This is a genomic window from Pseudomonas corni, from assembly GCF_057128765.1.
Map to the genome: position 1 here is coordinate 73,138 of NZ_JBSKHW010000016.1, position 25,062 is coordinate 98,199.

Consider the following 25,062-nt stretch of genomic DNA (forward strand, 5'->3'; position numbering starts at 1 on the left):
AAAACTGCTACAAACGTTAGATTCATTAACTCTATGATTCAGTAATCCTTAATGACTGATCCCTTCGAAATTCGCTTCCTGCTGGTGATTCGCGAAAGCAAAAGCTTGGTGGAGGCTTCACGCAAACTTGGCCTGACGCCGTCAGCGGTAACCCAGCGCCTGCAGCAAATGGAGAAGAAACTTGATATTCGGCTGGTTGATCGCTCTGCGCGTCAACTGCGATTCACTGACGAAGGTGAAATGTTGTGCGTGCGCGGCGCTGAGCTGGTGGAGAAGTTCGACGTTCTGTTAGAGGACTTGCACGAGCGACGCAAAGGTTTCGTCGGTAAGCTGAAAATCAATGCGTCATTTGGGTTCGGCAGGCAGTACGTAGCGCCTGTGGTAGCTGCTTTCAAAAGCCTGCATCCCGAGGTGGACATCTCCCTTACGCTCTCTGACCAGCCCATGCTCGAAGCGACCGATCGCTTCGATGTAGTGATTCATATTGGGCAGCTCGGGGCGTCAAACCTTGTGTCCAGGACGCTCGCGCCTAATCGACGATTCGTCTGCGCCTCGCCGTCTTTTCTCGAACGTCACGGGCCAGTCGAGTCCCCGGAACAGCTCGCCCAACAGCCCTGCATTGGTCTGCGTGAGAATAATGAGGATGTGACCTTGTGGCAGTTCACGCGAGGGCGAAGCACGCAAAGTGTGCGCATCCGTCCAACCTTGAGCTGCAATGACGGAGGCGTGATCCGACAGTGGGGATGTGATGGGCACGGCGTCATTCTTCGATCCGAATGGGACGTGGCCGACGCGCTGGCCGACGGCAGCCTTGTGCGATTATTACCCGCCTGGAAACTACCGGATGCAGACGTTGTGGCGTTGACCCATCAGCGAGAGGGATTGCCGGGGCGCACGCGTAATTTCTTGCGTGTTTTACAGGACTCATTCCGGCCGGTACCACCCTGGCGAGCATGACAACTCAAGGCCTGTTTGGAAGGTAGCTGACATGCCAAGACGGTCAGACTCATGCTGCGCTCAGGCCTGGTTCCATCAGGTTTTGGTACCGGCCGAAAAAATCAGCAGCGCACGAAATCTAATGTGGGAGCAAACCTGTTCGCGAAGAGGCCGGTACATTCAGCGCATCTTCATCGCCGGGATAATAGCTTTCGCGGACAGGTCCGCTCCCACGGGTTCCGAAATCGGTGCCGCTTAATCAGGTTTGCTCACGCTTGGTCCGCATCGGCGCAGTCGCCGAAAGCTTTGAAGACGCAATGGCTCAAGCTCGGCGAACCAACCACGGAATTTGTGGCTTCGCTTTTTCAATAGGGTATCGCTGCAAGCTACAGTCTCAGCTTCTTCTGTAGCGCACGCTTGCTCTCTACAGCCGGATCGATCCGCTGCCGCTGCAACAGGCGTGGGTGATCAAGGACGAGGTCGAGTTGCGCTAACGGTCTCCAGCTTGCGCATGAATCCTGGTTGGTTACCTGAACCGTAACCTCTATCATCGATGCATGTGTTCTAGCAGACAGCGGAAAAACAGGTGAGCATCAATTTCGATTTAAACGATCTCTTGGCGTTTCGTGGCGTGGTTGAGCAGGGCAGTTTTCGTGGTGCCGCTGATTCGATACGCATCACTCAATCAGCCTTGAGTCGACGAATCGAGAAGCTTGAGACGGCCTTGGGCGTTAAGCTTTTTGACAGGACCACACGCAAGGTTTCGTTGACCAATGTCGGCAGAGCTTTCTTGCCGCAAGTCGAACGCTTGCTCGACGACCTGGATCTTGCATTATTGAGCGTAGGAGACGGTGGCGCCTTGCGGACCGGTACGCTGACCGTCGCTTGCGTACCATCAGCCGCCTACTACTTCATGCCCCATGCGATTCGCAGCTTTCACGCGCAGTACCCGAAGATCAAGATCAAACTGATCGATGCCTCGGCCAACGAGGTCAGCGCGGCGGTGACTTGCGGGGAGGCTGACTTCGGGGTGAGCTTCGCGGGAAATCTGGCTCCCGAAGTGGATTTCAGTTTGCTGATGGAGGAGCGCTATGTCATCGCCTGCCGTCACGATCATCCCCTCGCTTCCCAAAAGTCTGTGACGTGGGCGCAGGCTTATCAGCATGACTACATCACCCTTGATAGATCCTCAGGAAATCGCCTGGTTATTGATCGTGCGATGCCGAATCTTCAGGTCGGCAAGGAGAGCATCTGCGAAGCGAGACATGTGACGACCGTCCTCGGGCTGATCGAGGCAGGATTGGGGCTGGCAGCGGTGCCGTCCATCGCGATGCCAGTTTCTCCCCATCCGATTCTCGCAAGTGTGGCGCTCACGGAGCCTGAGGTCGTCAGGCAAGTGGGTTTGTTAAAGCGCCGCGGGCGTACGTTGACGCCAGCGGCGCTGGAGTTGGAGCGATTGATTCGCGAGCTGCCTGATCTTTTAGCGAGGCACTGAGTCCAGGCCTGTAGAGCGAACAGTCACTTGAGCTTCTGGGGAAGCCAGGTAGTCCAGCAGCTTTTTTGCTTCAGCCGGATGCTCGGCGTTCTTGGGGATGCCGGCGGCATATCGGGTAACTGATTGGAGGTCTTCCGGTATTTTGCCGACAAAAGTAATACCAGGGACAGGCAGCAACTCTGCCACTTGCTGGAACCCTAATTCGTAGTCACCTTTGGCCACGACAGAGGCCACTGGTATGCGTTCGATCATCTTGCTCTTGGGCGCGAGTTGTTCCTGGATGCCCAGTTTCTTGAACAATTCGTTCTCGATGTAAACGCCGCTTGCGCTATCGGAATAGGCAACTGATTTAGCGCGAAGAAGGGCATTCTTCAGGTCTGCGTCAGTGGTAATGGAGGGTTCTGCCGCTCCTGCCTTCACGGCCAGGCCGATGCGCGAATCTGCAAGTTCTACGCGAGAGCCAGGTTCAACCTTGCCCTGTTTGATCAAGTCATCCAGAGCGTAACCGACCATGATCACCACGTCGGCATGTTCGCCACGGGCGAGCCGGTTGGGAATGGCCTCTTGGGCTTTACCCATTGACGGCCCAAGTACGGTTTTTAATGTGTTTCCACTGCTCTTCGCATACAGCGGACCGAGGCCTTGATAGGCGGCGGTAAAACCTCCCGATGTCATGACGGTCAATTCCTGCGCCTGAGCAGTAGTGCTTAGAACGCACCCGGTTAATAGCAGCGCCGGGACACATTTGAACAACGGTTTCATAACAGCTTCCTTCATTTCAAGCAGTGGCGGGGGACTGAGCAGCCAATCGGCGGTAAAGCACAAGCGTTGCCGTAAACGCGCAAAAAGCGGCGAAGATCATCCAGTAGGCGGGAGCCGCTTTGTCGCCTGTCATGTGTATTAGCCAAGTGGATACGGCGGGAGTGAAACCTCCGAATATTGCTGTCGCCAAGCTATATGCCAGAGAGAATCCGGCTACACGAACCTCCACCGGCATGATTTCCGTAAGGGCAGGGATCATCGCGCCGTTGTAGAGGCCATAGAGCAATGAGAACCACAACAGCACCTCAAGCATGTGCGAAAAGGTGGGGGCTTGAGCCAGAAACGAAAGAGCCGGATAGGCCGTGACCAGGGTCAGAAAAGACATGGCAACCAGCAGGGGCTTGCGCCCGAAGCGGTCGCTCAGAGCGCCGCCCATGGGGAGCCAAAAGAAATTGGACACGCCTACCAGCAAAGTGACGATCAGCGCGTCATTGGTGCTGAGTTGCAACACCGATTTACCAAAGGTCGGCGCATAGACAGTGATCATATAAAAGGTCGTGGTGGTCATGGCGACCATCAGCATTCCCAGAATAACGATGGCCGCGTTGCTCCACAGCGTGGCGAAAACCTCTTTCATCGTCGGACGGTGCTTGCGGGAGGAAAACTCCTGTGTTTCCTGCAGGCTGCGGCGTAGCAGGAAAATGAACGGGATGATCAAGCAACCTATCCCGAATGGGACTCTCCAACCCCATTGCAGAAGCTCGGCAGGCGCCAGCCAAATGTTCAGTGCATAGCCCAGCGCCGCCGCGACCACGATTGCAACTTGTTGACTTGCTGATTGCCAACTCGCGAAGAAGCCTTTTCGGCCAGGCGTCGCCATCTCTGCCAGGTAAACAGAAACCCCGCCCATCTCAGCGCCCGCTGAGAAACCTTGGAGCAACCGCCCTAGCAGCACGAGCGCAGGTGCCCATAGCCCGATAGTGGAATATCCAGGAACAAGCACAATGAGCAAGGTGCCACTTGCCATGATCGACAGGGTGACGATGAGCCCTTTGCGACGGCCGACATCATCAATGTATGCACCCAACAGTACAGCGCCGAGCGGGCGCATCAGGAAACCTGCGCCGAATACGGCGAAGGTCATCATCAGAGACGCGAACTCGTTGGTGGCGGGGAAGAATGCGGCTGCGATTTGTGTGGCATAGAAACCAAAGAGGAAGAAGTCGAACTGTTCCAGGAAGTTGCCGGAAGTCACCCGGAAGACCATTCCTGCCTTCGAATCTCCTTTGGAAGCGAGGGTTGGCTGATGCATCTTGTTCTCCAGCGATTTTTAGAGTGTTTGTAAGCGCTTGTAACTGGAGATTCTGGGCGAAAATGTGCGATGCGATAAACGTTGATTTTTCATCGATTGATGCACGGACGCGATCAGACAAACAGCAACCTGTTCATCAGCGACGGCAGCTGCAAATGGACAGCAGGTGGCTCAAGGGGCCGCACCCTGACGGCCCCATGACACCTGATTGTCTGGGATGAGTTAAATTTTTCCCCGGGTCAAGAATGGTGTTAAAAATCCCATCGGGTCGTCACCATGACGTTTCTTGGCTCGCCGTAGACGGCCGAGTTATAGAAACCGATGTTGGTGTAGTAGTACTTGTCGAAGACGTTATTGAGATTCACCGTGGCGGACAGGGCAGGGGTGATCTGGTATTTGGTCATCAGGTCCACTACCCAGTACTGCTTCTGCGCGAACTCTTCGTACTCTCCATGGGGAGCATTCCAGATATCTTGCCAGGCCTTGCTCTGCCAGCGTCCGCCTCCGCCGACGGTCCATCGATCGAGGGCGCCGGGCAGGTTGTAGGAGGTGTAGAGGGTGAGCTGGTTTTCCGGTTCGAACGTCGAAATCTTTTCGTTGTTGTCGTCCCGGACGATTTTGTGGGTATAGCCAGCCTGTACTTGCCAGCCCTTCGCGAGTTGACCGGACACCTCCAGTTCAAATCCCTTGGTCTGGGCATCGGTGCCTTTGAAGGCGTAATTATCGGGCGTTGGCCGCTGGTTGTTGTAGTCGTCGTCCGACACCGGGCGATTGCTTTCTTTGACCTCGAAATAAGCCAGGCTGGCGTTCAGGCGGCCGTCGAGGAACTCACCCTTGATGCCGACTTCGTAGTTTTCGCCCTCGTCGGGATCGATCAGCTTGCGGTTGCGGTCGAGGTTGTAATAGTCCTGTGGAATGAAGATGTCGGTGTAGCTTGCGTAGACCGAAAAATTCTCCGACAGGTCGTAAACGGCACCGGCATACGGAATGATTCGGCCGCTTTCCCGATAGGTGTCAGTGTTGCCGGTGAGGGTGTAGTTGACGAGCCGGCCACCCAGTATGAAATGCAAATCATCTGTCACGCTGAGCCGTGTTGCCAGGTAGACGCCGGTCTGGCGGACCACGTCGTCACTGACTTGCTGCGCCAGACCCCAATACGGTTTGTCGACGTTGCCGTGCCAATTGAAGAAGTTCAGCTGATTGCCATTGGGAAAGGTGACGTCCCAGAAGCCCTTGCCATCCCAATGCGCCTTGCTGATCGATCCGCCCAGCACCACTTCGTGCTCGCGACCGAACAGACTGAACGGTCCTGTGACGTATGCGTCGGCAGAGTCGCTTGTCGTTTCGCCACGATAGCGTCCGGGAGTGATTTTCGAGGTACCGTCGGCCGCTGGCGTGTCGCCCTGAATCGTACCCATCTGCGCGTCATAACCGTTGAGCTTGTGATCCAGTTGCAGCTTGGTCACCCAGCCATCGGCAAGTTGGTGCTCCAGAGTGGCAAAAACCGTCCGCGTGTATTGATGCCAACTGCTCCAGTCGGCAGCGTTGCTGAACGAGCGCTTGACGTTGTTGCGCTCACCTTCGGCGTTGATCAACGGGAAGCTCCCTGACCAGGTCGAGCCTTTGGGCATGTTGTCCTGATAGTCGCCACCCACCGTCAGCAGCGTGTCCGGAGAAAGGTCGAATTCCAGAATGCCGTAGTAAACCGCTGCCTTACTGCTGTAGCGATCCAAATAAGAGTGCTTGTCCTGGTAGGCCGCTACGGCACGGCCGCGGACATTCCCGGTCGGGGTGAGGGGACCGCTGACATCGACTTCGCTGCGGTAGTTATCCCAGGAACCCGCGCCGAGGCTCAGGTGGCCCTGAAAATCCGCCGTCGGTTTTTTACGAATCAAGTTGATGGTCGCGCCCAGCGAGCCAGCTCCGACCAGCAGGCCCGGCGAGCCCTTGAGCACTTCGATCCGGTCGTAGATCGCCATGTCACTGAGGGTGTTGCCCGCCGAGTAGCCCACGTTACGAACGGCCGAAGGGATGCCGTCGTACTGAAAATTGTTGATGGAGAAACCGCGTGCGTAATAGTTCGAACGGTCACTGTCATATGCCGAAACGGTGATGCCAGGGGTGTGCCGCATGACGTCATCGACGTTGTCCAGCGCGAAGTCGTCCATGTGCTGACGCGTGACCACAGTGACCGATTGAGGGGTTTGTCTTGGGCTGAGAACCAGGCGGGTGGCCGTGCCGATCAGGCCTGGCGTATAGGAACCTGTGCCCTCGGTGATATTACCCAGTTGGTTGCTGGTGATCTGGGTAGGCGCCAGATCAAGCGCACCACTGGCGGAGGTGATCGGCTGCAGAACAAATCCATCACCCTGCTTTACAGCGTCAAGGCCACTGGCATCGAGTAGCTCGTTCAACGCCTGATCAGGCGTAAATCGGCCATGCAGACCTACGCTACGTTTGCCCGCCAGTAGTTGCTGATCAAAGACGATATTGACGCCGATGTTGCGGCTCAACTCGGTCAGGGCATTATCGAGGCTGCCGGGCTGAATATCGATCTGCTTCGGGTCGGCCGCCTGGGCCATGGAGGCACAGATACCGGTCAGGCTGCTGCAGATCAAGGCATGACGTACTGCTCGGTTGAGCGTGCGAAAGTGAAACGAGGGGCTGGTGCGCTGGTTCACATTAAGGATCTCGAACGAATTAAGTGAGGCATTCATAGAGCTATGCCGGGCCAAATCCGAAATCCCATCAGCGTGCCAAAACTTTTTTTGCTCAAGCGGCGCTCACCCTTAACCAGTAACGGGTGAGTTGACGCATTTGCAAGCCGTAGGCCTTGGCAATCAACGCCACTGATTGCTCGGGCCGTACGGTGCTGAAATTACCGCTGACCGGCAGGTCCGCGATTTGCCTGTCCCAACCCAGGTAGCCAGTCCGGTAGCGGGCCAGCTGCGCCAATACCTGCGACAAGGGCAGGCTGCGCACGATCAGCATGCCGTCGCGCCAGGCACCGTGTTCCGCCGCTGGCGCGGGCAGACGTCGCGCCTGTGAATTACCGATCTGCCACTGTTCCCCCGCCTTGATAATGAAGGGCGAAATCCCGTGGCTAGCCGCGAGCGCTACTGACCCCTGCGATACCGTCAGGCAGGTGAAATCCTCGACCAGTCTGGCTTCAAATCGGGCGTCAACCGCATCCACTTGGCAATGAGGGGTTTTCAATCGCAGCGGGAAAGCGCCGTGGGAACGACCTGTTGTGAGGGCGACTTCACCGCGTAACAACGTCACCTGCCGCTGGTTGCCCATAGTCAGACTGGCAGCGCTGTCTGTGTTCAGGTCGAGCACGCTGCCATCGGCAAGTGTCCAGCGGCGGTGCTCACCTGTGCGAGTGCTGTAATCGGCCACCAACCTTTGCCACGGGGCGTAACGTTCCGCATTCAAACCAAGCGTACCTGCGCCGGTAGCCAGAACGATGAGTTTGAGCAGCTGGCGCCGCTGAAGTCGTGCCTCGGGCAGCTTGTTCAGCGTGGCGAGTGCTGCCTTTGCCGGCAGCCCCGAAAACCGAGCGTTAAGACTCTGTATTCGCTGCCAGGCACTGAGGTGCAGCGGGTCTGCCGTCAGCCACTGCTCGAAGGCGCGGTGAGTCGCGGCATCTGGTGTGTTGAAAGTGATTTTCAGCGACCAGTTGATAGCATCGTCCAGGATCTCTGGGGGTACTTTGTTGACGGGCAGGCTGCTCACGGCGCGACCTCTTCAAATGTCGCGGCATAGCACTGGCGCAAGGCCTGGGCGATGTAGCGTTCAACACTGGGGACCGAGACGCCCAACTCCTGCGCGATCGCCGGGCACTTCAAGCCCTCCAGTTGAGCGAGCAGAAACGCCTGGCGTACAACAGGGCGCAGGGTATCGAGCAGTCGGTCAATCGTCATGAGTGCCTCAATCACCAGCATCCCTGTTTGCGGCGACGGCACATGCTCGCAAGGCAGTTCGGACAAGGTCTCACGCCAGGCCCGTTCGATATCCCGATGTCGCCACAGATCAATGACCAGCCCTCGGGCCACGGTGCGCAAATAGGCGCGTGGCTGAGCCAGCAGGTTGAGGCGACGTCTCTGCAACAATCGAACGAACGTATCCTGCGCCAGGTCCGCAGCATCGGCGGTGTTACTGAGCCGGCCGTACAGCCAACTGCGTAACCAAGAACTGTGTTCGCGGTAGAGTTGTTCGACGACGGCGGGGTGGTCGGGGAGGTGCATGCCTGATCCTGCATTGGGTGCAAGTGATAAACACTCGCATTATCATCTGGTCAGGCATCCTTGGAAAGGTCCTTGGCCGCGAGTGTTTGAACGATCAAGTGCGCTTTTGGAGCAGGGTAAGGACAAGGGCTCGAAATCGACTGACACACGTGAGATAACAACGGCCGAATTTTGTGAAGGGATGCTCAAGATCAATGCTGCCGTACATTGTGATCTATCTGTTTTTTGCTGTCGTTCTGGCTGTGATTGACCATCGTTATGATCGGCCTTTGTTCATTAGAACTCACCTGAAGCACTTTCCCTGGAAGCTCAATTACAGCTTCAGGTGGTGGGGTGCAGACGAGTATTGGACCGGGGGGACGGTGGTCTCACTCGTTGGCCTGTTGGTGTTGATGCTCTGGACGGTGACGGGAGGGCCGGTCAGTCAAACCGTAGTGGTGCTGACTTTGGGCATCGTCTGTCTGAGCTCGACGGTTTTGTCTGCCAGACATTTCGGGTTGGTGCAGCGATTCAGAGCTCATGTGTGGTGGATGACCGCACTTACTGCCTTGGGCACTTTGGGGTTAGCGATCCGTTCCAGTGCCTACGCCGATTCATACATTCTCAACTTAACGCGCGTCGATCCAGCGCAGTTCCCTCTAGCCCAACGGGCGCTTACCACAATTTTGCTGATTGGGTCGTGGGCTTACATCGGCACCCTCGTCATCAGTCTGTCGGTCAGTGCCACTTATGTTGTCATTGCTGCCATTCGACCAACTTTTACTGCCCGCATAAGGCGTGATCCGCTTAACAGCTTGAACTGGCGCAAGCATGTCTTGGGCACAAAAGATCGACGGGAGCTCTTTCGATTGATCGTGGTAACCGGAGGTGCATTTACAACGGTCCTGATCGCTTTGAATTCCTGGACATACGTCTTGAGTCACTCGGACGAAGTGCTACAGGAAAGCCTCGTCTTTGCATCGTTTCATCTTCATCCCAAGGACTGCGGCATTCCGGGGAGAGGACGTGAGGAGTGGGTGGCGTTGATCAGCGCAGATCGCGCAGTGCTGGCGACGCCCGCGAAGCGTGGGTACACGTTTGAAACGACAGGGTGTGAATTGCAGCCAAGAGCGTCGCTGGACAGAGCGCGCTTGGACAGGTTGAAGCGGGATCATTATCAGTGAGTGGGGAGGGGGATTTTGGTGGATTACACGCACCAAAACATCGTCGAAGTCGTTGATCCGTCCATCGATCATGGCGACCGATTCCGACTGAATCAATAGTCGAGGCCTGAGTGCGCTATAAAGACGTCTGAGTTCTTTCAGAACCGGACGACCATCGATGCAGTAATAGGGAAGGAACCTATGTCTTTCAGTGATTTTTGGCATGGCCCGGCACACCGCCAGCGGGCGGATGATCTAGACATCCAACTTACAGAACTTCAGTCGCGGTATGCGCAGTTGCAAGCGCTTATGAGGAAAGTCGGTGCCATGGACGCGTTGGAGGTCCTTGGATTGATCGAGCAAGAGAAACAAAAGCTTGCTGCTGTTCGTCATGAAGCTCAGAGCGCGGAGCGGGATATGTTAGCGCTCGCGCAACGCTCCGCTGATTTGCAGAACCAAATCCTGGTGTGGGAAGAGACGTTGCTTCTCGAAAGTTTTGCGCTCTATGAGCCCAAGTTCAAGCTGACCAGCAGCCAAGAATACAAGTCACGATTGGACAATGTCCGCGAGCGTCAGAAAGTGATGATCAAAAGCGCAGAAGCGGCAACCGGTAACCTTGGTTGGACGGTGAACGATAGCAAGGTGCAAGGACGCAAGCTCGTTAATGACATGATCAAGTTAGTGATTCGATCCTTCAACAATGAGGCCGATTACTGCGTTGACAATGTCAAGTTCGACAACGTCGAAATGGGTGAGAAACGAATTCTGAAATCGTTCGAAACTTGCAACCGGCTTGGCAAGATTATGGATGTGGAAATATCCCGTAAGTACCTAGCGCTGAAACTCGATGAACTGCATCTGGCGCAAGAGTTTCAGATCAAAAAGCAAGAGGAGAAAGAGGAGGCTAAGCGTGCCCGTGAAGAGCTACGGGAACAGCAAAAACTTGAGCAGGAAATTCGCGCAGCTCGAGAAAAGATCGCCAAAGAGCGCAAGCACTTCACCACCGCTATGCGCGACCTTCAGATTCGTTTGGACAAAGTAGAGTCTGACGAGGAGCGTGCAGCCCTGTTGGCGAAGCTGGCTGAAGTTGAAGCGGGTCGAGCCGAACTTGAGAGCGAAGAAAAGCTTATTGACTATCGGGAGCAGAATGCCAAAGCGGGCTACGTGTACGTGATTTCAAACGTAGGTGCGTTCGGGGAGGGTGTTTACAAAATCGGTATGACCCGCCGACTGGAGCCTTTGGACCGCGTTGATGAGTTAGGTGATGCGTCAGTGCCTTTTTGGTTTGACGTTCATGCAATGGTTTTCTCCAACAATGCACCAGCATTAGAAGCAAAGCTTCATGAGCGCTTTGCGGTAGGCCGCCTTAACAAGGTAAATGGACGCAAAGAGTTCTTCCGTGCTGACATTGCTGAGATTGAGTCGGTCATTCGAGATAACTACGACGCTGTTGTCGAGGTCACCCACGAAGCGCCGGCGCAACAGTACCGCGAAAGCCTGCGTATGGCTTTACCCAAGCCCGCAATCCAGCAGGCGGAAAGATCGGCAGCGCAGAGTTAACCTGCGAAGTAACAAAGGATGTTCTCACTCACGCGCCTGCCAACCCAGCGGGCGAATGAGGCTACTGAATTGCTGTCCTGCGAGTGGGTGCCTATCTATCGGTGCCGCCTCTGACAGGCCTCGGCTTCAATATCTGCCTAATCATCCAAATTAATGTGGTTGCCGTAAGCCCGGGCATAATAATTATCGAACTCGCCGCTTTCGACAAACGCGAAGCCATGTCGAATGTAAAAGCGATTGGAATCGCTTTCCTTGAGAGCGCCAACCTTAATGGAACGCCCCATCTCATCCGCCTCTTTGAAAATCTGCTTAAGAACTTCAGAACCAATTCCGGCTCCTTGAGCGCTTGGTATCACATACAAGTGATCAAGCAGAAGCTCGCTATGATGTTGCTTGATAACGACAAAACCAACCATATCACCTGCTACTTCTATGCGGCGTGTGCTGTTGGCGTCGAACCCCATAACGAATCGTTCGCGCGCCCGATCTGGGTCAAATCGTCCAAGCCGTTCAAGGCTCTCGCGCATCGCCTCAATTCTGATGGCTATCAGATCTTCCAGGTCGTTATTGGAAGCTGCGCATAACATCACAAGGGGGTTTTGATCCTCCCGGCAGCACTTCACGCCCCACTAACCCTATTAACGCTAGTAATCCGGCCATTCCAGATCATCTCGTAATGCGCGGTCTGATGGATCGAGGTAACCAGCGTCGGCGTCATCAATGCCCAGCAGTGATTGCCCACCGACCGCACCGAGCCGTACTTCAGCCCAGGGCATTTGGCGGCTTTCGCTGCCTTGCCAAGCTGATGCGAATGGGCGTAATCGTTGGGGTCATAAATTGGGTCAGTCATGGGAAGCACTGAGGCGTCTTTCATCGCTGAGTCGCTGAATCTGCAGATCAGCCCCCGGAATACAAACCGCTCGTAGCTAAGACTTTCCACCTTCGACCAGTACTTGTTCTGGTGATACGCCACCTCTGCCAATGCGGTTTCCATGTTGTCAGCAAGGTAGAGAACGCCAAAGCTGCCATCACTGAACCGCGAGCCATCCGGGTTGACGTGGGTAAAGGGGGCGGTGGCATACGAGCAACCGGGGATGCCAAACGGGATTTGCTCGCGCGGGATCAACTCGATCACCCCAATCTCGTTGAGTAATCGCGGGTTGGTCAGCGCCTGGATCTGGTAAAGCGCGTCGAATTCCCCTGCATCCGCTACGTCATCAAACAGTGCAATGGGCGGGAATTTCGAGTTGATCAGGCGATAAGTTTGTAGCGGCTCGCCAGGGAGATCGGGCAACTGACTCAGCATCACCACTGTGCGCCCCTCAGCACATTAATACGGCGAAAGGTCTCGTAGAGGGAAATCATGTCGCCTTGGGACAGAACCTCAAGGGGGGAGCGACCGTTGAAGAAGTCGTTGTGATTTACCTTTGAAGGGAAGCCATACACGTTATCCGGGTTATCGAAGACAAGTCGCAGTGCAGCGTGGATGTTCAGCACAAAGCTGATGCGCTGCATCTGATCGGCGTCCAGGCTGACCGACCACTTGGGGTCACGCTGTTTTGCCCGGGTGTAGGTGCTGCGCGATATGCGCAGGGTGCGGCACACCTGATCCACCGTCGCATTCCATTTTTCGAAAATGGTCACGGCTGTTTGCAGGCCTACCACGCATTGATTCTTGGTAAGCGACTGGGAGGCAAGGGCAGATGTCATGAAAGGTTCCTTGTGGGTCTACAGACGCAAATCTAAACCTAAAACGTCTTTAGAGCAAATTTCCGATAATTATGGCCAATGGTTCCAAGCCAGTGGCCGGGTGCGTCGCTCATTTTTGATAGAGCAACTGCAGGCACTGCTTCAATACCGGGGAAACATCCCCCGCGCGATAACTCACGACGATGGGTGAGGTCGCGGCACTGTCCAGCAACGGGGTGTAGCCAATGTCATCGCGATGCAACCTTTGAACCGATGCGGGCACCAGGGTGATACCGATGCCCGCAGCCACGAGGCCGATGGCGGTCTGCATTTCGTTTACTGTCTGCGCCACTCGAATCCGCAGGCCTTGTGCCGCAAAGATGCCCAGGACATGGTCGGCATAGCTGGGGCGAGGGGTTCCTGGGTAAAGGATGAAAGGCTCGGCGGCCAGTTCCTTCAGCGTGGCGGGGCCTGACAACAGCCGGTGGCCAGCCGGCAGTGCCGCCACCAAAGGGTCCTGACGCAGGATTTCCTGAGTGATGGCGGGATCGTCGAAAAGCATTCTGCCGAAACCAATGTCGATGCGGCCGCTCTTTAGCGCATCCAGCTGCTGCAAGGTGATCAGCTCTGACAAGCCCAGTTCTACATCGCCGCAGCCGCGTAGCCGACGGATCAATTCAGGCAGCGCGCCATACAGCGTGGATGGCGCGAAGCCAATCCCTAGCCAGCGTTTTTCTCCTGCGGCAACACGCCGGGTGTCCTCCGCTATACGAGCGAGCTGTTCCAGCAACTGACTGGAGTGTTCGTGAAAAAAACGACCCGCTTCGGTCAGCTTCAATGGCCTGGAGCGCTCCAGCAACGCGACGCCTAATTCATCCTCCAGTTGCTGGATCTGACGACTCAATGGCGGCTGGGCGATGTTCAATTGCTCGGCTGCGCGGGTGAAGTTAAGGGTCTGTGCGAGCACCCGGAAGTAGCGTAAATGACGAAGCTCCACGATACCTCCAGGGTATCAAACCAGACTTAATCAATATTGGACGGTCCGCTTGCCCAGCGTCAATCTCTGACCAAGAACAAACACAATGCAGACGGAACGCTCATGACCGCTATCACCATCGAACGCTTCGATACCCAAATCGTTGATCTGCCTACCATCAGACCGCACAAACTGGCCATGCATACCATGCACGGCCAAACGCTAGTCATTCTGCGAATTCAGTCCAGTGACGGCATCATCGGCGTCGGTGAGGCCACCACCATCGGGGGCTTGGCCTACGCTGGGGAAAGCCCGGAAAGCATCAAGGTCAATCTCGATAAATGGTTCGCGCCTCTGCTGATCGGGCAAGACGCCACCAACCTCAACGCCGCCATGCAACGGGTTGACCGCGCCATTCGTGGCAACACGTTTGCGCGTTCCGCCGTGGAGACTGCCTTACTCGATGCCCAAGGCAAGCGCCTCGGGCTGCCGGTGGCGGAAGTGCTCGGCGGTCGCGTGCGAGATGGCGTGGAAGTCGCGTGGACCCTGGCCAGCGGTGATACCGCCCGGGATATCGAGGAAGCCGAACGCATGCTCGACTTGCGTCGCCACCGCCATTTCAAGTTGAAGATCGGGGCCGGAGAACCTGCCCGCGATATCGCCCACGTGGCGGCGATCAAACGCGCCCTTGGTGATCGCGCCAGCGTGCGCGTTGATATCAACCAGGCATGGAGCGAGGCCGTCGCCATACGCGCCTGCCGCCTGCTGGCCGATGCAGGCGTCGAGCTGATCGAGCAACCGCTGTCTCGTTATGACCGTCCGGGTATGGCGCGCCTCAGTGCCCACAGTCCAATTCCCCTAATGGCCGATGAAGCGATCGAGTCGGTTCAGGACAGCTTCGCCCTCGCGCAAATGGGCGCTGCGTCTATCTTTGCGCTAAAAATCGCCAAGACCGGGGGCCCACTGGCGGTATTGCGCACGGCCGCGATAGCTCAGGCCGCAGGCATCGGGCTGTACGGGGGCACCATGCTCGAGGGCAGCATCGGCACGCTGGCATCCGCCCACGCATTCGCCACGCTCGACAAGCTGGAATGGCATACCGAGCTGTTCGGGCCGCTGCTGTTGACCGAAGACATTTTGGTTGAACCCCCTGTGTATCGAGACTTCCAGCTGATGATTCCCCACACCCCCGGTTTGGGAATCGAGCTGGATGAAGAACGTCTTTCGCGCTTTGCGCGCCGCTGATCAGTGATTACCAAAAGGATACCCACAGCATGCTTTTCCACGTACGCATGACCGTCAAACTGCCGACCGATATGCCAGTTGAAAAGGCCAACCAGCTGAAGGCCGATGAGAAGGAATTGGCCCAGCGTCTGCAACAGGAAGGCACCTGGCGCCATCTATGGCGCCTCGCTGGCCTCTACGCCAATGTCAGCGTATTCGATGTGCCGGATAACCAGACGCTGCATGACACTTTGATGCAGTTGCCGTTGTATCCGTACATGGAAATTGAAGTCACACCGATGTGCCGCCACCCGTCGTCGATCCATGCCGACGACCGCTGAGTTCAGAGATTCGCAGCACTGACATCGACAAGATAAATAATAGTGATGAGGACAAAAGACCATGACCGTTCGTATTTCCCAAACTGCTGAAGTGCAGCAATTCTTCGAAAAGGCATCCGGCTTCGATCAGCCAACTGGCAACCAGCGGATGAAGAACGTTGTTCACCGTGTGCTGAATGACTCGATCAAAATCATCGAGGATTTGCAGATAACCCCGGAAGAGTTCTGGAAAGCCGTCAATTACCTGAATGATCTCGGCAGCCGCCAAGAGGCAGGGCTGATCGTTGCGGGCCTTGGGCTGGAGCATTATCTGGACCTGCTGATGGACGCCGAAGATGAACAGGCTGGCCATACGGGCGGTACGCCACGCACCATCGAGGGCCCGTTGTATGTGGCCGGTGCCCCATTGTCAGAGCACTATGCCCGCCTGGATGACGGCCAGGACCCTGGCACGGTGTTGTTCATGACCGGGCAGGTACGTGGCACCGATAACGAGCCGCTGGCCAATGCGGTGGTAGATGTCTGGCACGCGAACACTGGCGGCACTTACTCGTATTTCGATCCTTCGCAGTCCGAGTTCAACCTGCGTCGTCGCATTTTGACCGACGCCGATGGGCGCTATCGTTTCCAAAGTATCGTGCCCTCGGGCTACGGCTGCCCTCCCGACGGTCCAACCCAGCAACTGCTTGATCAGTTGGGGCGCCACGGTCAGCGTCCTGCACACATTCACTTCTTCATTTCAGCGCCCGGACATCGCCATCTGACCACGCAAATCAACCTGGCAGGCGATCAATACCTGCACGATGACTTCGCGTACGCCACCCGTGATGAGCTGATTGCCGAGATTCATTTCAGTGAGAATGCCAACGGCCCGCGTGCGGACATCGAGTTCGACTTCGTGCTTCAACCGACCGCCGCTCCCAAGGATGAAAGTCGTCCTGAGCGGGTGAGGGCGCTGGAGATCTGACGCATCGTTTTTCTTGAATCCCGAGCCCTCGCAGCGTTTGCTGTCGAGGGCTTTGTGGCTTCAACCCGGCCTTGAATAAAAAAACAAAAGAGGCGCAAACATGACCGTGTTATTGAGTGAGCGCAGTCAGATTTTTGATCGTGCCGATGCCTATGCCGTGTCTGAATACGTGAATCAGCACGTCGGCAGTCACTGCATCCGCCTGCCACCCCGTGGCCGTCCCGAGGCCAGCATCTGCCACCGCACGTTTTCGACTCTGGACTTGTGCCGTCTCAGTTACGGCGCGCCGGTACGCGTCACGTGCGATGCACTGGAAACCATTTATCACCTGCAGATCCTGCTTCAGGGGCACTGCCGATCGGTCGTTAATGGCAAGGACCGGATTTTGAGTGCCGGCGAGATTCTGCTGATCAACCCCGATGATCCGGTGGACCTGACGTACTCGGCAGACTGCGAAAAATTCATCGTCAAGCTGCCCGTGAGGTTGCTGGAAAACGCGTGTCTTGAGCAGCAGTGGATGCTGCCGCAGCAGGGCATCCGCTTTGTTGCCGAGCGCCACGACCTCAGCGCGATGAGCGGCTTTGTGCAGCTGTTGGCGCTGATCTGTCACGAAGCCGAAAATGCAGCGCAAGGGGAGGTTCAATCCCTGTACGAGCGGATTGTCGCCAACAAACTGTTGGCTCTGCTGGCAAGCAACGTACTGAGGGTCGTACCGGGGCTAGAAGAACGGGGCGGCTTTGAGCGGGTGCGGCAGTTCATCGAGGACCATCTGACCGAGGACATCAGCGTTGAACAGCTAATGGCGGTGGCGCGGGTCAGTGAACGCTCGCTGTACACCCTGTTCGAGCGTCAGGTGGGCCTGTCGCCCAGGGATTACATGCGTCAGCGCAAACTGGAGCAGGTGCATGTCCAACTGCAGCGCGTGACCGCGCGCAGCGTAACCGAAGTAGCGTTGAGCTATGGCTTTATGCATCTGGGACGGTTCTCCGAGGCCTACCGCAAGCGCTTTGGCGAGCTGCCGTCGCAGACCTGGCGGCGTCAGCGTCAGCCCGTTGCGCCAGGCGGATAGCGATTTGCAGTAGGCGGATATTGTCTGGGTAGGCGAACACGTAGGTTAAGGAGGCCTGATACAAAAACAACGGAGGGCTTACCCCCATGAACAGCACGCTCGACAGACTCGCCCATCAACTGCGCGAATCCGTTCAGGAAGATCCCGCTACCGGAGTCTTCCGCTGCCGCCGCGACATCTTCACCGACACTGAATTGTTCGCGCTTGAGATGAAGCACATCTTTGAAAGCGGTTGGGTCTACCTGGCGCATGAAAGCCAGGTGCCTGAAATCAACGACTACTTCACCACCTACATCGGCCGTCAGCCCGTCGTCGTCACCCGCGACAAACAAGGGGCGCTGCACGGCCTGGTCAACGCCTGCGCTCACCGTGGCGCCATGCTGTGCCGTCGCAAACAGGGCAACAAAGGCTCGTTTACCTGCCCCTTCCACGGCTGGACATTCAGCAACGCCGGCAAGTTGCTCAAAGTCAAAGACGCAAAGACCGGGGCCTACCCCGACAGCTTCGACTGCGATGGCTCCCACGACCTCACGCGCCTGGGCCGCTTTGAAAACTATCGCGGCTTTCTGTTTGGCAGTCTCAGCGAGGCCGTTCCGGAGTTGAGTGATTACCTGGGCGAAACCCGGGTCATCATCGATCAGATGGTCGATCAAGCACCTGAAGGGCTGGAAGTGCTGCGCGGCAGTTCCTCCTACATCTACGACGGCAACTGGAAATTGCAGATCGAGAACGGTGCCGACGGCTATCACGTCAGCTCGGTGCACTGGAATTACTCGGCAACCATGGGCCGACGTAACTACGAGACCGAAGGCACGCGCACGGTCGATGCCAATGGATGGTCCAAGAGCCTGGGCGGTGTCTATGCATTCGAGCACGGCCACATTCTGCTCTGGACCCGGTTGCTCAATCCTGAGGTGCGTCCGGTTCATGCTCACCGATCCGTCCTGGCCGAGCGTCTTGGCCAGGAGCGCGCGGATTTCATCGTCGATCAGACCCGCAATCTCTGCCTGTATCCCAACGTTTACCTGATGGATCAGTTTTCGACGCAGATCCGTGTGGTACGGCCGATCTCGGTCGACAAGACCGAAGTGACGATCTATTGCATGGCGCCCAAGGGTGAAAGCGCTCAGGAGCGCACGACCAGGATTCGCCAGTACGAGGACTTTTTCAACGTCAGTGGCATGGGGACGCCCGATGATCTGGAGGAGTTTCGCGCCTGTCAGACGGGTTATCAGGGTGCGAAAAGTCTGTGGAACGACCTCAGTCGGGGCGCTAAACAGTGGATCGAAGGCGCTGACGACAATGCGCGCGCCATGGGCATGAACCCCCAGCTCAGTGGCGTGAAAACCGAGGATGAAGGCTTGTTCGTGCGCCAACACGCCCACTGGGCAGCCACCCTGCAACGAGCGATCGAGATTGAGCAGCAACGCCTGATTGCGACGGACAAGGAGGCGCAGTCATGAGTATTTCCCGTGACATTTTGTTGGCTTTTCTCTACCGCGAAGCGCGGCTGCTGGATGACCGCCAGTGGGACGAATGGCTGGAATGCTACTCGCCCGACGCCGAGTTCTGGATGCCTGCGTGGGACGACCACGACACGCTGACGCAAGACCCACAGAGCGAAATCTCGCTGATCTATTACCCCAGCCGCGATGGCCTGGAGGATCGCGTGTTTCGTATCAAGACCGAACGCTCCAGCGCCAGTACACCTGAGCCTCGCACCGCACATTTCATCGCCAATCTGGAGGTGCTCAGCGAAGAGGGTACAAATGTGGAACTGCGTTTCAACTGGCAAACCCTCAGCCATCGATACAAGACCACGGACTCGTACTTCGGCACTTCTTTCTATCGCCTGGATGTCAGCGGGCAACAGCCGCTGATCACGCGCAAGAAGGTGGTGCTCAAGAACGATTACATCCATCAGGTTATCGACATCTATCACATCTGAGGACAGACCCATGACGTATTCCATCGCCCTTAATTTTGAAGACGGGGTGACCCGTTTCATCGACTGTAAAGTGGGTGAGAAGGTGCTCGACGCCGCCTTCCGCCAACGCATCAACCTGCCCATGGATTGCTCGGACGGCGTGTGCGGAACCTGCAAATGCCGCTGTGAAACCGGCGCCTATGATCTGGGCGACGACTACATCGACGACGCGCTCAGTGAGGACGAAGCCCAAGAACGGCAGGTGCTGACCTGCCAGATGGTGCCTGAGTCGGACTGCGTGATCGCGGTGCCTGTGTCCTCGACTCTCTGCAAAACCGGGACGGCCCAATTTGCCGCCAGCGTCACGCGCATTAGCGCCCATGCCGATGCCGCGATCGAGATCAGCTTCGATCTGGACCAGGCACCGGCGTTTTTGCCCGGCCAGTACGTCAATATTGGCGTGCCCGGCAGCGAGCAAACCCGCTCGTACTCATTCAGCAGCCGCCCTGGCGATAAGTGCGCGAGCTTCTTGATCAAACAGGTGCAGGGCGGCTTGATGAGCAGTTGGCTGGCCCGTGCTCAGGCTGGCGAAAAGGTTCCGATGACCGGGCCGCTAGGGAGCTTTTACCTGCGAGCGGTGACGCGCCCGCTTGTGTTTCTGGCAGGTGGCACCGGGCTTGCGCCGTTCCTGTCGATGCTGGAAGTGCTGGCTGAGCGCAACGAGGCGCAGCCGATTACGCTCATCTACGGCGTGACCCGCGATCAGGACCTGGTGATGGTCGATGCTCTGGAAGCCTTCGCTGCGCGCCTACCGAACTTCCGCTTCGTGACCTGCGTTGCCGACCCTCATACGCTGCATCCGCACCAAGGCTATGTCACCCAGCACATGTCAGCAGGTTTGCTCAACGACGGCGAAATAGACGTGTACCTGTGCGGGCCTCCGCCCATGGTTGATGCGGTACGTCAGTACTTCAGGGATCAGGGGGTCGCCCCGGCCAGTTTCCATTATGAGAAGTTCACGCCCAATGCAATCGTCACCGGCGATGCCGCCTGAGGAGACTGAAATGAACGCACGTTTCAATCAAAAGGTTGCGCTGGTCACCGGCGCAGCCCAAGGCATCGGCCGACGGGTCGCCGAGCGTTTGCTGGAAGAGGGTGCCTTGCTGGTGGCTATCGACCGCTCCGAACTGGTCCACGAACTGCAACACGAACGCGCATTGACGCTGACTGCTGACCTTGAGCGCTACCCAGAGTGCGCAAAGGTGATGGCTGCGGCTAAAGAGCGTTTCGGGCGCATAGACATCCTGATCAACAATGTGGGCGGCACGATCTGGGCCAAGCCCTTCGAGCACTACGCTGAGGAGGAGATCGAAGCTGAAATTCGCCGCTCTTTGTTTCCGACACTGTGGTGCTGCCACAGCGTCTTGCCCTACATGCTTGAGCAGGGCAGCGGCGCCATCGTCAACGTTTCATCGATCGCCACACGCAGCATTAACCGCGTGCCTTACGGCGCGGCCAAGGGGGGCGTCAATGCGCTGACCGCGTGCCTGGCGCTGGAGACCGCCGGAAGCGGGATACGCGTCAACGCCACCGCGCCCGGCGGCACCGAAGCGCCGCCACGCCGTATACCCCGCAACAGTCAGCCGCATAGCGAGCAGGAAAAGGGCTGGTATCAGCAAATCGTCGACCAGACACTCGACAGCAGTCTGATGAAGCGATACGGAACCATCGATGAGCAGGCTGGCGCTATTTTATTCCTGGCATCCGATGAGGCTTCCTACATCACCGGCGTGACGCTGCCGGTGGGAGGAGGCGATCTGGGCTGAGAGTGGCTAATTGGCGACTGCTCAGCACTGCGCAATTGCTCAATCGTTCATTAGCTCACTTCCTTGACTGCCCTATACGCCTCATCAATCGCGGCATGGGCATAGGCACTCCATGCCGCATCCGAGTTGGCGATGCTGACGCGGCCTACAGGCTTGCGCGACAGGTTCATCAGCTTTTCACTCTCATCGGCGTCGTCGAACAGGGTGTTGGAGAAGTAAGCATAGCCGTGTGACCAGCGGTTGACGGTGATGGCCAGGATGTCGGTCTGGTGATTGAAACCGCCGGGGCCCAGCATGCGTTGCAACTGATCGCGCAGTTGCGCTTCAAGCATTTCGAAGGTTTGCCCATAGAGGCGAGCACGGCCAGCGCGGGCCTGGTCGCGTGCGTTCATGCCGCTGTCCGGGCTGGTAGGCACATAGACCATGTGCAGGCCGATCGGTTTTTTCGGGTCGCGCGGGTGTTCATAGCCGCCCATGCTCACCGGGTAGTCGAGCTTGATGCGGCTGTAGGGCTGGGTCGCCGCGTAGATTTCGTGGACGCCCAGTTTCTGGAACGACTCCCAGTTACGGATCACCACCTTGGTGTAGACCAGTGGGAATTTTACGTTCTGGCTCAGGGCGTGGGCCTGGTCGGCGGGCAGGTCGCGCAGCAGATAGGGAATCATCATGTTGTAGCAGGCCATGATGCAGTGCTTGCCACGCACCTGGCTGAGCTGGCCGCCACGGCTGTAACCGACGTTCACCCCGGCGCCGACGTTACGCACGCTGACCGCGGTGCTGTTCAGGCGTAGGCGTACCGGGGCCTTGGGCTGGTCCAGTTTGGCGTAGTCGAACGATGCCAGAACGATGTCTTCCATATTGTGCCCAGGTGCCACGCTGGGGATCAGGCTGCGCACCAGCAAGCGAGCCAGCGAGGCATTACCGTCGGGGAAGTGGTAGATGTAGGGTTCTTCCATTTCCGCTTGGGATTCTTCGCTGATCGGTTCCAGATTCATCGCGCTGAAACCGGGGAAGCCCACGTTATAGGCGTCGTAGGAGGCCACAGCGTCAATGCTCAAGGCCATGAAGTCGTTGGTGCGGCTTTGGAAGTATTTCACTGCGCCAGCAGACAGACCGACATCCTTGAGCAGGAAGTCGCGATAGCTGGTGGCTTCCAGGTGCGCGGTCTTTTCAGCAGTGGTTTTACCGGCCAGGTAATCTTTGGGTGCGACGTGCAGGGCGATCAGCGCCTGACGGTCGGCTTCCGGTAACGGGAAGTCGTTGATGAAATCGGTGATGGTGCGAGCGTGCAGTTGGTCCGGCGCGATGTCGTCAGCGACCATGGGCGTCGGATCGCCGCTGACCAGTTTGTCTTCGCCGAAGTTTTCCTTGTCGAAGAACACCCCGCGCGACAGGCCCAGATTCGGATAGAACTGGCGGTCAAAAGCAGTCTCGAAGCGTTTGATGTTGACCCCGAGTTTTTTCAGCAGCCCATTCACCTGCTTGCTGTACAGGTGGTTCGGTGACTGGAAAGCCTCGCTGCCGCCGTAGCCGATGATCATCCGGCCGCCAGCGGAGAACTCGTTGCGCTTGGCGTGACCACCGAAGTCATCGTGGTTTTCCAGAATCAGGATGCGCGCTTGCGGATGTTTCTCACGGTAGAACCACGCCGCCGACAGTCCGCTCAGACCACCGCCGACGACTACCAGGTCGTACTCTTCACTAACAGGCAGCTTATCGGTGTCGAAGGCCTTCTTCTCCCATCCCATCTGGTGCGCGACTTCGAAAGAGCCGACGTGGTTGCCGCGCATGCCGGTCAGCGCCGGGGGGTAGTAGCGGCCATCGGGAGCGGCCTGGAGGATTTGCAGCGGGGTCATACTGGCAGCGATGGTAATAGCGACGCCGTTGAGGAAGTCGCGGCGAGTGATATCCATAAGGGTTCCTTGATTGTTGTTATAAGCCCCCGGCACTGCATACGGCGCCAGGGGAGGGTGCCGTTACCGGCTGACTTTCCAGGCGTCGCCCGCAGGTGCGTTGCCGTGGTCGTAGGGTTTGGCGATCAGCATGTAAAGCAAGCCAATACCAATGACGACAGCGGTGCTCAAGACCATGGCGTAGTTGATGTACCACGCAGCATCCGGGGTGCGCGGCCAGGCCATGTTGATGATGGCGCCGACGCCGTAGACCAGCGCGCCGATGTTCACCGGCAGGCCCCAGGCGCCGAGGGTGAACTTGCCACTGGGTTTCCAGCCCCGCGCACGCGCGTAAAGCGCAGCGAGCACGATCATCTGGAACGCCAGGTAAATACCGATGGCCGCAAAACTGACGATGGTCGCCACCGCATCCTGCAGAAAGAAACCCAGCACAATAATAAGCGCCGGAAGGACACCGGAAACGAACAGTGCGGCAACAGGAACCTGTGTCGTAGGCGAAATCTTCTTCAGCAGCGCGCTGCCGATGACCATCTCGTCCCGCGCGTAGGAATAGAGCAATCGGCTGGCTGCTGCTTGCAGGCTGATGACGCAGGAGATGAAGGAAATCATCACCACGCCCATCACCACTTTCGAGCCTGTGGGTCCGAAAGCGTTATTGAGGATGGTGGTGACCGGGTCTTTGTCGGTGCCGTTTATCACCGCTTGCATGTCCGGCACCGCGAGAATCAGCGCCAGACAGGCAAACATCGCTGCGATACCACCGATGTAGATGGTCATGCGCATGGCTATGGGAATCTGCTTGCTCGGGTTGGGGGTTTCTTCGGCGACGTCACCGCATGCCTCGAAACCGTAGTAGAGGAACATCCCGGCCAGCGACGCCGTCAGAAAGGCCGGCAGGTAGGAGCCATCGACGCGGATATCGAAGGTGTTGAACAACACGCTGAGCGGCTGATGACGTTCAAATACCAGCAAGTACACGCCCACAATCACCGCGCCCACCAGCTCGCAGAGAAAGCCGAACATGGCAATGCGCGCCAGCACCTTGGTGCCGCTGAGGTTGACCAGTGTCGCGAACAGCGTCAGCACCAGCGCGATGATGATGTTGGTGTTATTGCTCGGTTCGAAGCCCATCATCGCCGCCATATACGGGCCAGCACCGACGGCAACGGCGGCAATGGTCACGCACAGGGCGATAGAGTAGATCCAGCCGACCATCCACGCCCAGCGCTTGCCCACCAGACGGCGGGCCCAAGGGTAGACCCCACCGGAAATCGGGAACTGCGAAACCACTTCACCGAAGATCAAGCACACCAGCAGTTGCCCGCAACCGACCAGCAAGTAAGCCCAGAACATCGGCGGCCCACCGGCAGCCAGGCACAGGCCGAACAGGGTGTAGACGCCGACCACCGGCGACAGGTAAGTGAAGCCCAGGGCGAAGTTTTCCCAGAGGCTCATGCTGCGATTGAAGTTCGAGGTGTAGCCCAGTTTGCGCAATTGCTCGGCATCGCTGTCGGCAACGGCTGAAGGAAGATCAGGTGATGCACTCATGGTTGGTCAGCTCCGGAAAATCGGCAGATTTCGGATGTCCGAACCCGTGGCGGGGCCATGACGGCCCAGCCCGGATCGGTGTTTTTTGTTTTAAAAACAGTCGCGGTTTAAAGCCTTTTAAAGTGCAA

23 protein-coding genes are annotated in these 25,062 nt (G+C 57.3%); 12 read left to right on the forward strand and 11 right to left on the reverse strand.

Features of this window, described 5'->3' with window-relative positions:
- The first annotated feature begins 51 nt into the window (after positions 1–51).
- Together ACWKV9_RS22280 and ACWKV9_RS22285 are read left to right on the forward strand one after the other, a co-directional pair.
- Positions 52–957, forward strand: coding sequence for a LysR family transcriptional regulator (locus ACWKV9_RS22280; protein ID WP_483838265.1), 906 nt, complete (start codon positions 52–54; stop codon positions 955–957).
- A gap of 565 nt (positions 958–1,522) precedes the next feature.
- Complete coding sequence (locus ACWKV9_RS22285) at positions 1,523–2,431, forward strand: LysR family transcriptional regulator (RefSeq protein WP_483838266.1); 909 nt, start codon at positions 1,523–1,525, stop codon at positions 2,429–2,431.
- Here ACWKV9_RS22285 and ACWKV9_RS22290 read toward each other — a convergent pair.
- From ACWKV9_RS22290 to ACWKV9_RS22310, 5 genes are all read right to left on the reverse strand, one after another.
- Complete coding sequence (locus ACWKV9_RS22290) at positions 2,417–3,193, reverse strand: substrate-binding domain-containing protein (RefSeq protein ID WP_483838267.1); 777 nt, start codon at positions 3,191–3,193, stop codon at positions 2,417–2,419. The genes ACWKV9_RS22285 and ACWKV9_RS22290 overlap by 15 nt on opposite strands.
- Before the next feature lie 16 nt (positions 3,194–3,209).
- Positions 3,210–4,505: a tricarballylate/proton symporter TcuC gene (tcuC, locus tag ACWKV9_RS22295; protein WP_483838268.1), complete on the reverse strand. Its 1,296-nt coding sequence runs from the start codon at positions 4,503–4,505 to the stop codon at positions 3,210–3,212.
- A 251-nt stretch (positions 4,506–4,756) separates the two neighbouring features.
- Complete coding sequence (locus tag ACWKV9_RS22300) at positions 4,757–7,222, reverse strand: TonB-dependent siderophore receptor (RefSeq protein ID WP_483838269.1); 2,466 nt, start codon at positions 7,220–7,222, stop codon at positions 4,757–4,759.
- Between the two features lie 55 nt (positions 7,223–7,277).
- A complete protein-coding gene (locus ACWKV9_RS22305; RefSeq protein WP_483838270.1) occupies positions 7,278–8,240 on the reverse strand; it encodes a FecR domain-containing protein in 963 nt (320 codons plus the stop codon).
- Positions 8,237–8,752, reverse strand: a complete 516-nt coding sequence (locus ACWKV9_RS22310; RefSeq protein WP_483838271.1) for a sigma-70 family RNA polymerase sigma factor — start codon at positions 8,750–8,752, stop codon at positions 8,237–8,239. Before ACWKV9_RS22310 ends, ACWKV9_RS22305 begins: the two co-directional genes overlap by 4 nt.
- Positions 8,753–8,946: 194 nt before the next feature.
- On the opposite strand from ACWKV9_RS22310, the gene ACWKV9_RS22315 reads away from it, so the two are divergent.
- The gene (locus tag ACWKV9_RS22315; RefSeq protein WP_483838272.1) at positions 8,947–9,915 is read left to right on the forward strand and encodes a hypothetical protein; all 969 of its coding nucleotides are present in this window, start codon (positions 8,947–8,949) and stop codon (positions 9,913–9,915) included.
- A 180-nt stretch (positions 9,916–10,095) separates the two neighbouring features.
- Positions 10,096–11,454, forward strand: coding sequence for an SNIPE associated domain-containing protein (locus tag ACWKV9_RS22320; RefSeq protein ID WP_483838273.1), 1,359 nt, complete (start codon positions 10,096–10,098; stop codon positions 11,452–11,454).
- A 137-nt stretch (positions 11,455–11,591) separates the two neighbouring features.
- Here ACWKV9_RS22320 and ACWKV9_RS22325 read toward each other — a convergent pair whose 3' ends face one another.
- The 4 genes from ACWKV9_RS22325 to ACWKV9_RS22340 form a co-directional block, all read right to left on the reverse strand.
- Complete coding sequence (locus ACWKV9_RS22325) at positions 11,592–11,981, reverse strand: GNAT family N-acetyltransferase (RefSeq protein WP_483838274.1); 390 nt, start codon at positions 11,979–11,981, stop codon at positions 11,592–11,594.
- Positions 11,982–12,073: 92 nt separating this feature from the next.
- Entirely contained in the window at positions 12,074–12,760 is a 687-nt protein-coding gene (locus ACWKV9_RS22330; RefSeq protein ID WP_483838275.1) for an RES family NAD+ phosphorylase, read from the reverse strand.
- Positions 12,760–13,164 (reverse strand): hypothetical protein, encoded by a 405-nt coding sequence (locus tag ACWKV9_RS22335; RefSeq protein WP_483838276.1) that lies wholly within the window; start codon positions 13,162–13,164, stop codon positions 12,760–12,762. The genes ACWKV9_RS22330 and ACWKV9_RS22335 overlap by 1 nt, the downstream gene beginning before the upstream one ends.
- A gap of 109 nt (positions 13,165–13,273) precedes the next feature.
- The gene (locus tag ACWKV9_RS22340; RefSeq protein WP_483838277.1) at positions 13,274–14,140 is read right to left on the reverse strand and encodes a LysR family transcriptional regulator; all 867 of its coding nucleotides are present in this window, start codon (positions 14,138–14,140) and stop codon (positions 13,274–13,276) included.
- 102 nt (positions 14,141–14,242) lie between these two features.
- Here ACWKV9_RS22340 and ACWKV9_RS22345 point away from each other — a divergent pair, with 102 nt between their 5' ends.
- From ACWKV9_RS22345 to ACWKV9_RS22380, 8 genes are all read left to right on the forward strand, one after another.
- The gene (locus ACWKV9_RS22345) at positions 14,243–15,364 is read left to right on the forward strand and encodes a muconate cycloisomerase family protein (RefSeq protein ID WP_483838278.1); all 1,122 of its coding nucleotides are present in this window, start codon (positions 14,243–14,245) and stop codon (positions 15,362–15,364) included.
- Positions 15,365–15,393: 29 nt separating this feature from the next.
- Entirely contained in the window at positions 15,394–15,684 is a 291-nt protein-coding gene (gene catC, locus ACWKV9_RS22350) for a muconolactone Delta-isomerase (RefSeq protein WP_483838279.1), read from the forward strand.
- 61 nt (positions 15,685–15,745) lie between these two features.
- Positions 15,746–16,651 carry a catechol 1,2-dioxygenase gene (catA, locus tag ACWKV9_RS22355; protein WP_483838280.1) on the forward strand — a complete coding sequence of 302 codons (906 nt, stop codon included), beginning with the start codon at positions 15,746–15,748 and terminating at the stop codon, positions 16,649–16,651.
- Between the two features lie 100 nt (positions 16,652–16,751).
- Positions 16,752–17,720: an AraC-like ligand-binding domain-containing protein gene (locus ACWKV9_RS22360; RefSeq protein ID WP_483838281.1), complete on the forward strand. Its 969-nt coding sequence runs from the start codon at positions 16,752–16,754 to the stop codon at positions 17,718–17,720.
- Positions 17,721–17,806: 86 nt separating this feature from the next.
- Positions 17,807–19,183 (forward strand): Rieske 2Fe-2S domain-containing protein, encoded by a 1,377-nt coding sequence (locus ACWKV9_RS22365; RefSeq protein WP_483838282.1) that lies wholly within the window; start codon positions 17,807–17,809, stop codon positions 19,181–19,183.
- On the forward strand, positions 19,180–19,668 hold the full coding sequence (gene benB, locus ACWKV9_RS22370; protein ID WP_483838283.1) for a benzoate 1,2-dioxygenase small subunit: 489 nt from the start codon (positions 19,180–19,182) through the stop codon (positions 19,666–19,668). The genes ACWKV9_RS22365 and benB overlap by 4 nt, the downstream gene beginning before the upstream one ends.
- Positions 19,669–19,678: 10 nt before the next feature.
- The gene (benC, locus tag ACWKV9_RS22375) at positions 19,679–20,701 is read left to right on the forward strand and encodes a benzoate 1,2-dioxygenase electron transfer component BenC (RefSeq protein WP_483838284.1); all 1,023 of its coding nucleotides are present in this window, start codon (positions 19,679–19,681) and stop codon (positions 20,699–20,701) included.
- Positions 20,702–20,711: 10 nt separating this feature from the next.
- Positions 20,712–21,473 (forward strand): 1,6-dihydroxycyclohexa-2,4-diene-1-carboxylate dehydrogenase, encoded by a 762-nt coding sequence (locus ACWKV9_RS22380; RefSeq protein WP_483838285.1) that lies wholly within the window; start codon positions 20,712–20,714, stop codon positions 21,471–21,473.
- A gap of 50 nt (positions 21,474–21,523) precedes the next feature.
- On the opposite strand, the gene ACWKV9_RS22385 is transcribed toward ACWKV9_RS22380, so the two are convergent.
- Together ACWKV9_RS22385 and ACWKV9_RS22390 are read right to left on the reverse strand one after the other, a co-directional pair.
- Positions 21,524–23,386 (reverse strand): NAD(P)/FAD-dependent oxidoreductase, encoded by a 1,863-nt coding sequence (locus tag ACWKV9_RS22385; RefSeq protein WP_483838286.1) that lies wholly within the window; start codon positions 23,384–23,386, stop codon positions 21,524–21,526.
- Between the two features lie 63 nt (positions 23,387–23,449).
- Positions 23,450–24,934 (reverse strand): APC family permease, encoded by a 1,485-nt coding sequence (locus ACWKV9_RS22390; protein WP_483838287.1) that lies wholly within the window; start codon positions 24,932–24,934, stop codon positions 23,450–23,452.
- Positions 24,935–25,062: the final 128 nt, after the last annotated feature.